Here is a 13128-nt window from a genome sequence, read left to right on the forward strand (position 1 = left end):
CACCAGCCAGACAGGCACCTCACAAGCGAACGTGCAGGATTATGCCGATAGAAGGCACTCACTCGTAGCCCTGACCAGGGCATCTGCCCACCCAGTCGGCATAATCCGGACCTCGGCATAAGCGGACGACGCCGTGGTCCACTGCGCGACCGAGAGGCAGGCCAGGGAAGTGCTGGCCGCGCTCGGCGGGCGGATGGCCGAGGTCGGGCTCCAGCTGCACCCGGACAAGACGAAAATCGTCTACTGCCGGGACAGCGACCGGCGCGGCTCGTATGAGCACACGTCGTTCACGTTCCTGGGGTTCGAGTTCCGGGGGCGGCGTGCCCGCGGGAAGAACGGGAAGATCTTCACCTCGTTCCTGCCTGCGGTCAGCAAGGATGCCCTGAGCAAGATGAGCGCGGCAGTGCGGTCCTGGCGGCTGCACCGTCGCACCGGCCTGACCATGAGCCAGCTCGCCCGGGAGATCAACCCGGTCGTGCGAGGCTGGGTTCAGTACTACGGGGCCTTCGGCCTCAAGGAGCTGTATCCCCTTCTCCAGCGCGTCAACTATTACCTGGCGCGCTGGCTCCGCAAGAAATACCGGCGGTTGAGCACCTGGAAGAGACTCCGCATTTGCTGGGAGAGAATCACCAGCCAGTACCCGGCTATGTTCTCGCACTGGCACCAGGTGACGTGGTACTGGCGGACAGGATGACAGGAGCCCGGTGACGCGAGAGCGTCACGCCGGGATCTGTGGGAGCCCGGAGGGGAAGTTCCTCCGGGCTACCCGACCCCCCGGCCGACTCGCCCGCTATAGAGGAAGCCTTCTGAGCGGAATCCGGCATGTCGAGTTTACGTCGCTGCCGAATTTACTGACGTATCAAGCGGTCTGCCTGGAGAATTCGAATGGCCTTACAGTGGTACCGGACAACCGTGCGTGAGTCATGGTAGCTGACCGGGGAAGACTGTTTCCGGTTCAGGTCGCCGGGTTCGGCTACTGGTTCATCTGCTCAGACACGGCCCAGAGCCGTTCCGCGGCCTGGGGGTTGAGCGCGTAGGCGGCGACCCCGGCGGCGTCGGTGCCGGCAGCGGTCGGGTCGTCCGGGGTGTCCTCCTGACAGTTCTCGAAGTACCGGCCGACCACGCCGTGGAGCCGGGGCGAGGTAGCCACGTAGACGCTGGTGGCCGCGCCCTGGGCGAGCGTCTTGAAGGTGTACCGCCCAGACGAGCGGAGCGCGTCGAGTTGCGCCGGGTCGTAGTAGCGCGAGAGGTTGGAGTCGGCGATGGCGCCCGGGTGCAGGGCATTGACCTCGATCCCGTCACCGCCCCAATGCCGGGCAGCGGCCACGGCGAACAGCACGTTCGCGGTCTTGGACTGAGCGTAGGCAAGCGCCGGGTCGTACGGCCGGTCACGGAAGTCGATGTCGTCGAAGATTACCGGGGAGTTCAGGTGGGCCCGGGAGCTGACCGAGACCACCCTGGCGCCGCCGGCGGCCCGCAGCGCGGGCAGCAGCCCCAGGGCGAGGCGGAAGTGGCCGAGATGGTTGGTCGCGAACTGCAGCTCATGTCCTTCAGGGCTGCGGCGCAGTTCGGGGACGGCCATCACCCCAGCGTTGTTAACCAGGATGTGCAGCGGGCCCGTGAGGTCTCGGACCAGCTGGTCGACGGAGCCGCGGTCGAGCAGGTCGAGCCGGGCCGCCGAGACGGCCGGGTTTCCGGTCGTGGCCCGGATGTCGGCGGCTGTCCGCTCCCCGGCGGCGAGGTCGCGGGCGGCGATGACCGTCTCAGCGCCGGCCGAGGCCAGGGCACGGGCCGTCTCCACGCCGATGCCGCTGGCTGCCCCGGTGACCAGGGCCCGGCGGCCGTGCAGGTCGATGCCTGCGACCACCTCGGCCGCGGTGGACTCGAAGCCGAACGGGGAGGTGACGCGGGTGGTGGTCATGGTTTGTCCTTTGGGTTCATGCGGCGGATGATCGGGGCGAGTTCCTCGGCGACGGCGGCAGCCTTGTCCAGGTCGCCTGCCTCGCGGGCGCTCCAGTAGCGGACCTTGAGGTCCAGATAACGACGGCGCAGTTCGAGTGCGGCCACCTCGTCGGCTAGGCGGCGGGCATGGGTCTCGAATAGCTCCCGCTGCTCGCTGGCCGCCTCGTCGCCCCGGCGGGCACTGGCCAGGTAGGCGCGCATGTCTTCGATGCTCAGCCCGACGGCGCGCAGATTGCCCAGGGTTTCGAGGGTCGCGACGTCCTCGGGACGGCAGCGCCGGTGCCCGCTTGAGGCGTCGCGCTGCACCCGGTTGACCAAGCCGATGCGTTCCCAGTAGCGCAGCGTGCTCTCCGGCAGGCCGCACCGGGCCACAGCCTCGGCGATCGTCATCCAGTCCTCCTCCACCCGATCAGTATCGGAAACTTGAAGCACTTCAAGTCAAGCTCCGCGCCGGCCGGGTGAAGCCAGCGGATGAATTCGGCTCTGCTGGTGCTGAACAGGCCAGCCGTGCCCGCGATGAAACCGCACGGCTGCCAGAGCGTCCCGCCGGCTGCCTCACGTGGATTCCCGCCAGGGCGAGCTGCGAAAAAGCCCGGCTAGGATCGCGGCCAGCCGGCCGTCGTCCACGGGCACGGCCGGGACCGTCCCATTACCTGAACGCCCGGTCGTAAGATGCCCAGCTCCTGCCGGCCGCTGCTCAGGCACAGCCGCACGGCGGGGTCAGCCGGATCGTCCGCAGTGCTCAGCAGGCACTGCCGGCCGACCCCGGTGAGCAGGGCGTGGTGCAGCTGACGGCCTAGCCCGCGGCGGCGGTGGCGGCTGGGCAACGGCAAGCTCCACGAACTCGAACAATCCGTCTGGCCCGCGCGGTGTCGCCCCCGGTCACGCGAACCACGCCATTGCCTGTCCGTGGGCGCGAGTCCAGGCCAGCGGCGTACCGTCGAGCGCGAGCACGTTGTGCAGTGCCTGGTCTGGTGGCGGCGGCAGTCCCTCATAGGTCAGGACGTCCGGGGCCTCCACCGCTATCCAGTGCCCAGGTAGTTCGCGTACCAGGTCCACGAACGCCGCGCGGTGCGCCTCCGGCACCTGATAGAGCACGGACGAGTGGAACACCACCAGCGTTGCGCCGGCCGGGGCCTGCGCGGCCAAGGGCAGGAGTTCCTCCGTGAGGTCGCCGCGGATCAGCATCGGCGGATGCGCGGCGGCGATCACGGCCGCGGCACGCAGCCGGTCCCGGCGGTAGCTATGCTCGGGCCAGATGAGGGCTTCCAGCCAGGCCAGGTCTGCAGGATTGGTGATGTCGAGCGGATTCAGGTCCAGGCCGGCCCGCCATGCCACCTCGGGTAGCCGCGTTGGCGGCGCCGCTCCGGTGAGCGCGCAGTCGAGGACAGGTCCGCTCGAACCGAGCAGATGGCCACCGTAACGGTAGCAGTACCGGTCAGGATGGAGCCCCAGTCCTGCGGCGGTGCCGACCTCCAGCAACGCCAGCGGCTGCGGGAGCGAGGCAAGGACCGGCAGCAGCAGTGCGCACCGCCCGGCCTCGTTGGTCTGGGTGATACGGGTACGCAGCCCGGCCTCGATGGCCGGCCAGTTGGCCACCGTGAAGTCATGAAAGGCGGCCGGATCATCCACCGGGCCGCCCAGGAAACGGACGACGCCCAGAAGCAGATTCGGCTGCCGTTTAGCCGCGGGCACCGTATCCAGCAGCGCCAGGATCTCCTCGTCACCGGAGACCGCCAGCGACAAGCGCTCGTACGTCGGCGATATCCCACGAGCCTCGCGTATGCCGAACTCGGCGTACATCGATGCGATCGTCATTGCGCGATAATCGCACAGCCGCGCACGCTCATGCCGCGATGAGGTTGTCCGTCCAGCGACCCAAGTGCGCAGAACCGGATGATCGGTGCGCGGACGCGCGCACTGCCGATACCGTTGCGCGCCGCTCGTATTCGGCAGGGCGCGCAGTCGCCGGCTTTGCCGATTCGATTGCCGGGTGCCGCAAGAACTCCGCGGGGTGGTCGCGTGTCGCGCTGGGACGACGCGGCTGTTCCCGGTGTCCCGCTGCCCTGCCGGCCAAACCGGATCACCGTCTGCATGGGCCAGCGGGCAGCGGCGACACGAGGCAGGTGGCCAGTGGCTACCGGTCAGGTAGTGGCTCCTGCGCTGCCTGCGGTGCATCAAGCAGCGCACGGCATATGTCAGTGATGTCCACGATGCCGACCAGGCCGGGGCCACCCATGACCGGCAGGTGCCGGAAACGCCCGCTCGTCATGACCCTGGCCGCGTCACGGATGCTTGTCGTGGTGCTGACGACGGTCGGGCGGGTAGTCATCAGCTGGTATATCCGTACGTCGTTCGGGTTCTTCCCGTCCGCGACCAGGTGAGAGATGTCAGCCTCGGTGATGATGCCGACCGGCTCGCGGGTCTGGGCCTGCGTGACGACCAGGGCGGTCGCGCCTGCACGCTTCATCAGGTAGGCGGCCCCGGCCACGTGGTCGTTTTGCTCGACCGTCGTCACCGGCGGGTGCATGACGTCCGCGACCGTGGCCGCCGGCGGCGTCGGATGAATTGCTGAGGCCTCTGCCATGATCTGCTCTCCCTCGGGGATCCCATCCATTGTCAGGTATTCGATCACACTGCCGGGCCAGGGCGGCGCGCGCTTGTGCGGCATCCGCGGCAAAGGTCGCCCCGGGGCCGGCGGCCGGCAGTTGCTGGGACGTCCTCAGCAGTGCCGCTGATACCGAAAGATCCTCCCGGGCCAATGGCAGGCCTCGCCTGCGCAGTCCGTGATCAGCACCTGCCAGCGATCTCCTCAGGGCGAGCGCCCGAGCCGCCGCTATGCGCGGCACTATGACGTGGACCTTCGACCAGCGGTCGCATGCAGAACAGGCCGTATGGCGCAGGTGCATCCGCGTCCTCTTCTGCCGATGAGAGCGCGTCGCCGAGCTTGGTGATCGCGTTAGGGATAGGTACGGGCGGTATGGCTGTAGCCGCCTCGCGGGGACCATCGGTGGGGCGTCATCACCACAAAGCCCGTGCCTGTTCACGGCGGAGTTCGCGATTGGCGGCGGCCTCGACGGTGTCTACGGGTCTTGCGGCCGGACTGTCACGCATACCAGGATCGCGGCGTTTCCTGCGGTTCCGCCGAGGGCCCGTCCGGGGGCGGGGAAAGGACCCCGGGCTCAGGGGGGTGATGCCTGGGTGCGTCGCCAGCCGCCCGCGCGGTTGCTCACGATGACGGCTTGGAATATCGCCAGCAGTGCGGGCTGGTCGATCGGGTCGCCGCGGTAGACCTTGCAGGGCACGGGCTGTCGCGTTGCCGTGTCCCTGGTTGATGATGCCGTCCGGGTCGGGCACGGTGGGGTCGTAGATGAAGACGTTGACGTGGTCCTTGGCTGCGAGCAGGGCGCATACGTTGCGCTGGATCACGAAGTAGGGCAGCACGGACCGCTTTATGGTCTCCTCGACCTCGGGGTCGGCGTCGTGTACGAGCTGGCGTACCTGCTGGCAGATGGCTTGCTGCCAGCCGGGCAGCAGGCTGATGTAGTCGTCCACCCGGGAGGCGGCGTTCATGATCACCTCGTCGGGGAGCACGGCAGGTACTGAAGACAGATCCTGTTACCTGGGTTCCGCGTAATTCACCTCACCTAGAGTCACAATTATGGTTCTGACCTTGTGAAATGGCAGGCCGGCTAGCCGCATGCCGTGTCTCTAGGCGGCGGCTCGACGAAATGGGCTCTGATCAGGCTTCGGGCGTGGTGAGCTCGTGGATCTTGCGGGGGACGTCTATTTTCAGGGCTGTGAGGAGGTCGCGGGCTGTCTTGGGGACCTCGGTGCGCTGGCGGAAGGTGCCGGCCGGGCCGGTAAAGGTGCCGATGCTGATCCGCTGGAGGTCGCGGCGCATGGCGGGCCAGGTCTGCCCGGTGTGGTTCTCGGCGACGCGGACGAGCAGGAGCGCGAGCCAGCAGAGCAGGACGTGGGCGCGGATGCGCTCTTCGAGCCGGTGGTAGACGGGCTGCAGGTCAAGGACCGATTTCATGTCTCTCCAGCCGCGCTCGACTTCGAGGAGCTGCTTGTAGCCGGCGGCGATGTCCTCGGCGCTCATGTGCGGGTCGGCGCTGCGCAGCAGGTACTTGCCGTCGAGGTTCTCCTCGGCCTTCGCCCTGGCCTTGTCGACTCGCAGCAGGCCGCCGGGGGTAACGCGCAGGAACCGGTTCGGCCCCGGCATCGTCGAGATCTTCCCCCGCAGCTCGGCCCGCTTCGTGACGCTGAGCTGGTCGCTGCCGGCGATCAGCTCCTCAAGCATGCTGATCATGTTCGCGCGGACGGCGGCGTCGCGGACGGCCTGGTCCGGGTTGAAGCAGATGACGAACCGGTCGCCCGCGTCCGGGAGCCGTACTTCCTTGATCTGCAGGTTCCCGGCGACGGTCTTGTAGCGGCCCTGCCGCGACAGGGCGGCGTTCGCCTCGGCGGAGCCGGACCGGAGCTTCTCCCCGATGATGTAGGCGCCGCCGCCGGACTGCAGGAACTTCCGGTTCTCCTTCGAGGCGAAGCCGCGGTCGGCGACCCAGACGACGCGGCCCAGGCACCAGTCCCGCATGTCGGTCTTGACCTGCCGGATCAGGGCGGAGCCGGCGGTGTTCCCGGGCCAGCACCAGACCCGGACCGGGATGCCCTCCCGGGTGACGGCCAGGCCGATCACGACCTGCGGCAGGTCGTCGCGGGAGTCCTTGGACTTGCCGTAGGCCCGGAACCCGCCCGGCTTGCCGGCCGTGTTCTCCCCGTCTCCGCCTGCCTCTTCCCCGTCTCCGCGCGCAGTGTCCTGGCCTGCTGTTTTCTCCCCGCGCCAGTCCCGCGGGACCTCCTCGTCGGCGGCGCCGGTCTCGAAATAAGTCGATGTGGTATCGAAAAAGATGAGATCGACCTGAAGATTAAGAAGGTCCGCGACCTGGAAGTACACCTGTTTTTCCAGCTCGCCGCGCACGCCGTGCAGCCAGTCCATCGCCCGGTAGCAGGCATCGTCATCTACCTCGCCGAGCCCGTCGACGTGCACGTCGCGGCTCATCCACTCCGACGCCGCCAGCTTCGACGACGGAGCGAGGGCCCCGTTCGCGACCAGCCCGAACAGCACCCGCTCGGCCGCGGCGGCGTCCCGCGGCCGGCCCCGGCCGGAGGAAGCCAGCCTTGTCAGGATCGTCCCGATGCCGAGGCGCTGCCACAGCGCGTCGAGTACGTAGGCGCCGCCGTAGGGCCGCGACTCGGCGAACTCCAGGCCCTCGCCCGCTGCGGCGGGCAGGTCACCGGGGTCCAGCAGCCGCGACAGCGACGCGACGAGCCGGCGGACGGCCTCCTTGTCGAGCTGGTCCTCCCGGCCGAACCCGTAGATCACCTTCGGCACCGACCGGCCCCTGGCCGCGTCCCACTCGTTGTGAGCGAGCTGCAGGTAGCGGACTTCGCCGGTCCTGGTCTTCCGCACCGAGGTCTTCACGTACATGACTCTAGGAGACTACACGATTATCCCGTGATTACCAGGTGTATCTACATGAACCGTGTCTCTAGGGATTTTCGCCCGTGTCACCAGGCCCCGGCCCGCTGACCTGCCGCTTCACCTGGCGCATGCCTCCAGAACCCCCGAATTACGCGGAACGCAGGTGTTAGACGTGCGGCGGGCGGGTAAGTCACCGGCCCGGGCATGCGCTCAGGATCGGGGTTCGCCCGCCGACTGCCCTGTTTGACGGCGATGGGGAGCGGGCTGAGGGCCGAGGGGCCGGTACGCCAGCCTGTCCGGCTGGTTTAGGCGAGGACAGACAGGTCGACCTCGACGGGGAAGGACACGGTGGCTTTGAAGAGCCCGGTGTATACGTCGCCCTCCCGGTACCGCCTGCGTGCGGAGCCGAGCAGGCAGGCGTACACGACGGGAGTGCGGGTCGGAGTCAGTTCCAGGCGCCAGTAGAAGGGGTTGCCGGCGCTCGCGTAGACTCTCCGTGACGGTATGGTCACGGATAAGTAGGTGATCATGGGTGCACATCCCGGTCAGGCACGCCGTCACCGGAGGTGCGCTCGGATGCCACGCAGAAGATTTGCTCTGTGGGCGGGCGCTTGACGGCGCAGGCCGAGGCAGAGCGGTGATGGGGAGTTCTCCCGATGCGGGGCGCAGCCTCGGTTTCGTACCTTCCTATTGCGGCAGATCACCGTGTCGATCCCAATGAGGACGACCGCGTCTGGGCGCTCTTCAACTGGGATCTAGAGGGCTGGCAGAGCTTCGTTTCCGACCCGGGGGTCCCGCGGTGCTCCGGGAGGCGGGGCACGTTGGCCGGCCGCAGGTCGCGGAGCTCGGCGGTGCCTGCGACGCCTAGCGCCATCGCGTCGAACGCCGCCACCGATTCATCCACAACGCACAACCAAAGGAGCCAGTCTTGAGCAGCCCTGCAGCCAAGTCACCCGGGTACCGGAAGTACGTCCTGCGCTGGGACGAGCGTCCGGCAGCCGGAACGTCGGAGTATGAGGCAATTCAGTCCCGCATCCTCCAGGTGTTCCGTGAGTGGAGCACGCCCGAGGGGTTCACGATCCACCAGTTCGTCATCCGTGTCGGTGACTGGGGCGGGTACATGGTCTTCGAGACCGACAACCTCGCCGACATCCACTTCCTGAGCACGGCCCTGGCCGGCTTCACCTTCCAGCTCGAGCCCGTGATTGACGTCATGGATGCGGTCGCTGTCGAACTGCAGGCGATGGAGTGGCGCGCCACCGTCGCGTAGGCGGGGCTGCCAAACTCGACCTCGCCAACTGGGATCAGTTCTGGTCGTAAGACCCGGCCGTTCTGCCCGCGCCGCTCAATGACGACAGCCCAAGTCGGCAACGACCCCGAAGGCGGAGTGTTAGGCGTCGTTCGGGGTGGCCATGGCGGCTGACCTTGCCCCCGTTCGCCGGACCCCCCCGTCAAAGCGGGGCAACCTCACTTCACGGCTCCGAGCGGCAGGGGCGATTAGAAGTAATGCCCGTGGTCTAAGCGACCCCTCATGCGCCGCTGTACGGTGATGCCAAAGTCGCGCTCTCGGCCCGGAGGGACTGTCAAGGCAATCCTTCGCGGAAGGGCAGTCCCCATGAAAGGTGCGGGCACCGTTATGTGCATCGCCATGGCGGCGGCCGTCGTGGCGCTGGCGTGTTACGAGACGCTTCGGTGCACAGAGGGCGAACTGGTGGCCGGGCGGGCATCCGAACTGTTGCACACTTGATCGTGGGACGGGCGCACCGGGGGAGGCGCCGCCATGGCCACGGACGTGAAGGTCTATAGCGTCGAGGACGCTGATCAGGAATCCAGCTCAGGCATCCCGGCCGGGACCTTCCCGGGCACGCTCGCAGGCCTGCTCGACGCGCTCGACGCCGCCAGGTACCGGAGCGCAGCCGCCGGGACGCCGATAGCGCTGGTCATCGCAGAGGGGAAGAACCGGCAGGTTATCAGGCGCTTCGAGAGTGGCCACGAGACCTGGTCGGCATCCCAGACCGACATCCGCACCAAGCAGGTGGACGGACCGTCGGACTAAAGCCGGGCGTGGCGTTGCGGCGGTCGGCGCCTGCTCGGCCAGCGCGACCGGATGCCACGCCGACTGCACGCTGACCGCAGTCCTCACGCCCACCCGCCGCGTGCTGCCCAGCACGTAGACGGCCAGCGTCACCGCCGACGGGCAGGTGCCGTAGGACATGAAGTGGTGCTCGGCCAGCCATACGTCATCAAAGCCGGCCCGCTCGGCCGCCACGGCAGCCCCCACCGTCGCCGCCAGCACCTCATCGTCCCTTTGCCGGGAAACCGCGCCGCCAGCAGGAACACGCCAACTCGCATCCTCCTGCTGTCGCAGCAGGGCACGCGTCCCGCGGGCACTCCACGCTGCCAGGCAACCCGGGAGGGCGAGGGCGAGGACCTGGCGCGCTGAATGCTGCGCCCGGCGGGATTCGGGTGGCCGGCTCTCGCGTGCTGCGGGCGCCGTTCCCGGGATGGTCAGTCGTCGCCGGCTTCGTGCTCCCAGGCCTCGAGTCCTTCCTTGACGGCGAGGGCGGCGATGATGAGGGCGGCGGCGGGGTCGGCCCACCACCAGCCCAGCCAGGTGTTCAGGCCGACGCCGGCGAGGGTGGCTGCGGAGGTGAAGGCGCAGAAGGCGGTCTCGGCGGAGTCGGCGATCAGGGTGCGGTTGCCGAGCGCCCGCCCGGTGCGCCGCTTGGCGATCGCGAGGGCAGGCATGACGAGCAGGGCGGCGCCGGCCACCGCCAGGCCCGTCGTGGACTGCCCGGGGCGGGCGTGGGTGGCCAGGTCGCGGATGCCCTCGGCGGCCAGGTAGAGGGCCAGGGCGAAGAAGGTAACGCCGATCAGCCGGACCGCGCGGGACTCGCGTTCCTGTCCTCGATCCTGTCCTCGTAGCTGCCAGACGACGATGGTGGCGGCGAAGAGCTCGATCACGGAGTCCAGGCCGAACCCGGTCAGGGCGATGGAGGAGGCCAGGATCCCGGCGGTGACGGCGACGGCGGCCTCGGCCGTCATCCAGGCCATGCTGGCGTACTCCAGCGCGTAGCCGCGGCGGCGCAGCCGGTCCCGGCCGGCCGCCTCGGTCGTGCTCACCGGGCCTGCCCGTAGCGGGGGCACAGCGCGACCGCGTTGCCGGTCGCGGACAGCACCGCCTCGGCCGCGGTGAAGAGCTCCAGCAGCGCGGGCTGGGCGAGGGAGTAGACCGAGGCCCGCCCGGCGGCGCGAACGGTGACCAGCCCGCAGTCGCGCAGGCAGGCCAGGTGCTTGGAGACCGTGGACTGGGCCAGGCCGAGCGGCGCGGTCAGGTCGACCACCCGTGCGTCCCCGCCGGCGAGCTGGCGCAGGATCGCCAGCCGGGCCGGGTCGCCCAGCGAGCGGAACAGCGCCGACGCGGCCCGAAGGTCGGGCCGGGACTCCGCACCGGCTATCATCGTCATGGGACGATGCTATCGCACTTAAGGAATGAAAACGAGGAACGGCTCCCGGCCCCTGCGACCGACGGGCGGGAGGGCGCAGCCGAAGACGGCAGCACGCGTCGGCGGGCACTTGCAGGCCGGCTCCCAGGGCATTGGCGGCCTGGGTCGGAGCTGCGCCGACCCGGCCCCTCAGCTGCCGGCCGGCTCCCCGCAGGCGCACTGCGCGCAGGTGCCCAGGATCTCCAGGGTGTGTGTGACGTCCACGAACCCGTGGCTGCCGGCCACCTGTGCCGCCCATCGCTCGGCGTCTTGTCCCTCAACTTCAACAGTCCGCCCGCATTGCCGGCAGACCAGATGGTGGTGGTGGTGCCCGGTGCCGCAGCGGCGGTACAGAGTCTCGCCGTCCTCGCCGCGCAGGGCGTCGATCTCGCCGTTGTCAGCGAGAGCGCGCAGCTGCGTGTAGACCGTGGTGAGCCCGACGTTCTCGCCCCGTGTCCGCAGTTCGGTGAAGAGATCCTGGGCCGAGCGGAACCCGTCGGACTCGTCGAGGACGGCGGCGAGAGCACGTTTCTGCCGCGTCGAGCGCTCCTGGGACGCTCGCGGCGAGCCACCGGAGCCGCCAGGGCCGTTGTCCAGCAGTGCGGGCGCCCCGGCTTCAGTGCCCGTCAAGCGCGGCGTAGGTGTTCCCGTCATCCCCCCAGTCAACATGACCATCACGCGGGACGGCAACGCTGGCGCCGGCGGCGCAAAGACGGCTGCGCTAGGCAGGCCAGCGGCACACTGCCAGGCGGCGGGCCAGCAGTCTGCTCATCAGCGCTCGGCACCCGGTGAGCATCGGCGACATCGCCGAGCGCATTCCGGGCGTGCCGCGCACCTCGGCCTGCCCGCACCTGACCGGCCTGGAGGCAGCCGGGATCGTCAGGCGGGTGACCGGGTACCACCACCTGCTGTTCCCCAGCTGCGGGTAGCCGTGACGCCGGGCGATTACCCGGGTGCCGCGAAGCCCCGTGTGACCGGCCCGGGCGAGCGGGGCCAGGCAGGGCATTCACGGCAGAGCCTGGCCGCGCCCCGCGCTAGGCGGCGCGGATGCCGCACAGTCAGCGCAGGTACCGAAGAACTCTGCGATGGGAGCGATCCCGGTGAAGCCATGCGCCCTGCCCACGCGTGCTGCCCATTCCTCCAGCACCGCCCCGGGCACCTCCACCGTCCGGCCGTATCGCCGGCACACCAGGTGATGGTGGTGCTCCCTGGTGCCGCAGGCACGGTAAATAGTCTGCCCGCCCCAGTCCCGCACCGCGTCCACGGCACCTTCGTCCGCCAGCGCGTGCAGCGTCCGGTACACCGTGGCGAGCCCGATCCGGTGACCGGCCGATCTCAGCCGGGCATGCAGATCCTGGGCGCTGAGGAACGTGCCCGCCTCGGCCAGCGCCTGCCTGATCATGTCCTGCCGAACGGTCACCGGGACCCGCCGCCGTACGGTGCCTGCACGCGGGGTCCAGCGGGGCGCACCGGCCGGCACAGGTGTCAGCAGCCGACCAGCTGCGGGCTCTGGCTGAGGATCTGCGCCCGGGGCGACGCGAACTCCGGGTAAGCCCCTCCGGGCGCGCCGGGAGCGAAAACCGTAACGCGGTGGCAGTTCCGGAATGCCAGCCGGACACCGAAATTCCGCTCCGGCGCGCCCCGCATCGCGTCAATGGCCAGGGCCCGCAGCAGCTGCCTGCGCGCCGCATCATCCGGCGGGGGCACCAGGTTGCCGGCGAAGTCCTGGCTGCTGGACGGCAGCCGTTCGGCCAGGCCGCTGATCACCGGCCACGCACGGGGCGGCAGCGTGCGCGCGCATGCGATGAACTGCTCGTCATCTACCTCGCCGGCACTCGCCTGCTCCGGCAGGCCCGCCGGGCCCGTCAACAACATGCCCGCAATCCCTTCTCACTGTCATGGCCCTGCGCCTGTTGCCGCCCGTCCCGGCAGCCCGGTGGCGTCCGCCGCGGCAACCTGCCGGAATCGCTTGACCACTGCCAGCCACGGCGCAACGCTCAGGCATCCTGACATGAAAACCGTTTTCAGTCTAGGGAGGTTGGGTGCGAGGCAGCCAGCCGCCGGGGTGCGGAGAGGGCGCCACGGCGACGGCCGGGACGGCACGGCGCGAGAGCGGCCGCGGTGAGGAACCGGACGAGACCGGCGAATCGCCGACTTTACTTGCATCGGGAACGGATACCGATTAGGTTACTG

17 protein-coding genes and 1 pseudogene are annotated in these 13128 nt (G+C 69.1%); 5 read left to right on the forward strand and 13 right to left on the reverse strand.

The window, feature by feature from the left end; all coding sequences use genetic code 11:
• The first annotated feature begins 133 nt into the window (after window positions 1-133).
• Window positions 134-694, forward strand: coding sequence for a group II intron maturase-specific domain-containing protein (locus tag EAS64_RS08665; protein WP_222849144.1), 561 nt, complete (start codon window positions 134-136; stop codon window positions 692-694).
• Between the two features lie 279 nt (window positions 695-973).
• Here EAS64_RS08665 and EAS64_RS08670 read toward each other — a convergent pair whose 3' ends face one another.
• From EAS64_RS08670 to EAS64_RS08700, 7 genes are all read right to left on the reverse strand, one after another.
• On the reverse strand, window positions 974-1921 hold the full coding sequence (locus EAS64_RS08670) for an SDR family NAD(P)-dependent oxidoreductase (protein ID WP_145852436.1): 948 nt from the start codon (window positions 1919-1921) through the stop codon (window positions 974-976).
• Complete coding sequence (locus EAS64_RS08675) at window positions 1918-2352, reverse strand: MerR family transcriptional regulator (protein WP_145852437.1); 435 nt, start codon at window positions 2350-2352, stop codon at window positions 1918-1920. The genes EAS64_RS08670 and EAS64_RS08675 overlap by 4 nt, the downstream gene beginning before the upstream one ends.
• A gap of 492 nt (window positions 2353-2844) precedes the next feature.
• Complete coding sequence (locus EAS64_RS08680) at window positions 2845-3765, reverse strand: DUF2332 domain-containing protein (RefSeq protein ID WP_246115592.1); 921 nt, start codon at window positions 3763-3765, stop codon at window positions 2845-2847.
• A gap of 334 nt (window positions 3766-4099) precedes the next feature.
• Window positions 4100-4549: a CBS domain-containing protein gene (locus EAS64_RS08685; protein WP_187365799.1), complete on the reverse strand. Its 450-nt coding sequence runs from the start codon at window positions 4547-4549 to the stop codon at window positions 4100-4102.
• Window positions 4550-4983: 434 nt separating this feature from the next.
• On the reverse strand, window positions 4984-5556 hold the full coding sequence (locus EAS64_RS08690; RefSeq protein ID WP_222849145.1) for a DUF1801 domain-containing protein: 573 nt from the start codon (window positions 5554-5556) through the stop codon (window positions 4984-4986).
• A gap of 148 nt (window positions 5557-5704) precedes the next feature.
• Window positions 5705-7456: an IS1634 family transposase gene (locus tag EAS64_RS08695; protein WP_145852440.1), complete on the reverse strand. Its 1752-nt coding sequence runs from the start codon at window positions 7454-7456 to the stop codon at window positions 5705-5707.
• A 299-nt stretch (window positions 7457-7755) separates the two neighbouring features.
• A complete protein-coding gene (locus EAS64_RS08700; RefSeq protein WP_145852441.1) occupies window positions 7756-7962 on the reverse strand; it encodes a hypothetical protein in 207 nt (68 codons plus the stop codon).
• 416 nt (window positions 7963-8378) lie between these two features.
• Here EAS64_RS08700 and EAS64_RS08705 point away from each other — a divergent pair, with 416 nt between their 5' ends.
• Together EAS64_RS08705 and EAS64_RS45680 are read left to right on the forward strand one after the other, a co-directional pair.
• Window positions 8379-8720 carry a DUF3303 domain-containing protein gene (locus tag EAS64_RS08705; protein WP_145852442.1) on the forward strand — a complete coding sequence of 114 codons (342 nt, stop codon included), beginning with the start codon at window positions 8379-8381 and terminating at the stop codon, window positions 8718-8720.
• Between the two features lie 510 nt (window positions 8721-9230).
• The gene (locus EAS64_RS45680; RefSeq protein ID WP_246115696.1) at window positions 9231-9506 is read left to right on the forward strand and encodes a hypothetical protein; all 276 of its coding nucleotides are present in this window, start codon (window positions 9231-9233) and stop codon (window positions 9504-9506) included.
• A 78-nt stretch (window positions 9507-9584) separates the two neighbouring features.
• On the opposite strand, the pseudogene EAS64_RS47120 reads toward EAS64_RS45680, so the two are convergent.
• Window positions 9585-9746 (reverse strand): annotated as a pseudogene (locus EAS64_RS47120) (LLM class flavin-dependent oxidoreductase); the annotation flags it as partial.
• On the opposite strand from EAS64_RS47120, the gene EAS64_RS47125 reads away from it, so the two are divergent.
• Complete coding sequence (locus EAS64_RS47125; RefSeq protein ID WP_342782047.1) at window positions 9672-9893, forward strand: hypothetical protein; 222 nt, start codon at window positions 9672-9674, stop codon at window positions 9891-9893. The pseudogene EAS64_RS47120 and the gene EAS64_RS47125 overlap by 75 nt on opposite strands.
• Before the next feature lie 65 nt (window positions 9894-9958).
• Here the strand turns inward: EAS64_RS47125 and EAS64_RS08715 are convergent, their stop codons facing one another.
• From EAS64_RS08715 to EAS64_RS08725, 3 genes are all read right to left on the reverse strand, one after another.
• Window positions 9959-10573 carry a cation efflux transmembrane domain-containing protein gene (locus EAS64_RS08715; RefSeq protein ID WP_145852443.1) on the reverse strand — a complete coding sequence of 205 codons (615 nt, stop codon included), beginning with the start codon at window positions 10571-10573 and terminating at the stop codon, window positions 9959-9961.
• Entirely contained in the window at window positions 10570-10917 is a 348-nt protein-coding gene (locus EAS64_RS08720; protein WP_145852444.1) for an ArsR/SmtB family transcription factor, read from the reverse strand. The genes EAS64_RS08715 and EAS64_RS08720 overlap by 4 nt, the downstream gene beginning before the upstream one ends.
• 168 nt (window positions 10918-11085) lie before the next feature.
• The gene (locus tag EAS64_RS08725) at window positions 11086-11565 is read right to left on the reverse strand and encodes a Fur family transcriptional regulator (RefSeq protein WP_342782030.1); all 480 of its coding nucleotides are present in this window, start codon (window positions 11563-11565) and stop codon (window positions 11086-11088) included.
• Window positions 11566-11723: 158 nt separating this feature from the next.
• On the opposite strand from EAS64_RS08725, the gene EAS64_RS43420 reads away from it, so the two are divergent.
• Window positions 11724-11864, forward strand: a complete 141-nt coding sequence (locus EAS64_RS43420; protein WP_187365800.1) for a helix-turn-helix domain-containing protein — start codon at window positions 11724-11726, stop codon at window positions 11862-11864.
• A 77-nt stretch (window positions 11865-11941) separates the two neighbouring features.
• On the opposite strand, the gene EAS64_RS08730 is transcribed toward EAS64_RS43420, so the two are convergent.
• A complete protein-coding gene (locus EAS64_RS08730) occupies window positions 11942-12355 on the reverse strand; it encodes a Fur family transcriptional regulator (RefSeq protein ID WP_145852446.1) in 414 nt (137 codons plus the stop codon).
• Window positions 12356-12420: 65 nt separating this feature from the next.
• Window positions 12421-12810, reverse strand: a complete 390-nt coding sequence (locus tag EAS64_RS08735; protein WP_145852447.1) for an SCO5389 family protein — start codon at window positions 12808-12810, stop codon at window positions 12421-12423.
• Between the last annotated feature and the right edge of the window lie 318 nt (window positions 12811-13128).

The organism is Trebonia kvetii (assembly GCF_007827045.1).
GTDB classification, from domain to species: Bacteria; Actinomycetota; Actinomycetes; order Streptosporangiales; family Streptosporangiaceae; genus Trebonia; species Trebonia kvetii.

Coding starts and splice junctions, on each gene's coding strand:
- EAS64_RS08670 (WP_145852436.1), bottom strand. CDS start 1,921: ATGACCACCACCCGCGTCACCTCCCCGTTCGGCTTCGAGTCCACCGCG.
- EAS64_RS08675 (WP_145852437.1), bottom strand. CDS start 2,352: ATGACGATCGCCGAGGCTGTGGCCCGGTGCGGCCTGCCGGAGAGCACG.
- EAS64_RS08680 (WP_246115592.1), bottom strand. CDS start 3,765: ATGTACGCCGAGTTCGGCATACGCGAGGCTCGTGGGATATCGCCGACG.
- EAS64_RS08685 (WP_187365799.1), bottom strand. CDS start 4,549: ATGGCAGAGGCCTCAGCAATTCATCCGACGCCGCCGGCGGCCACGGTC.
- EAS64_RS08695 (WP_145852440.1), bottom strand. CDS start 7,456: ATGTACGTGAAGACCTCGGTGCGGAAGACCAGGACCGGCGAAGTCCGC.
- EAS64_RS45680 (WP_246115696.1), top strand. CDS start 9,231: ATGGCCACGGACGTGAAGGTCTATAGCGTCGAGGACGCTGATCAGGAA.
- EAS64_RS08720 (WP_145852444.1), bottom strand. CDS start 10,917: ATGACGATGATAGCCGGTGCGGAGTCCCGGCCCGACCTTCGGGCCGCG.
- EAS64_RS08735 (WP_145852447.1), bottom strand. CDS start 12,810: ATGTTGTTGACGGGCCCGGCGGGCCTGCCGGAGCAGGCGAGTGCCGGC.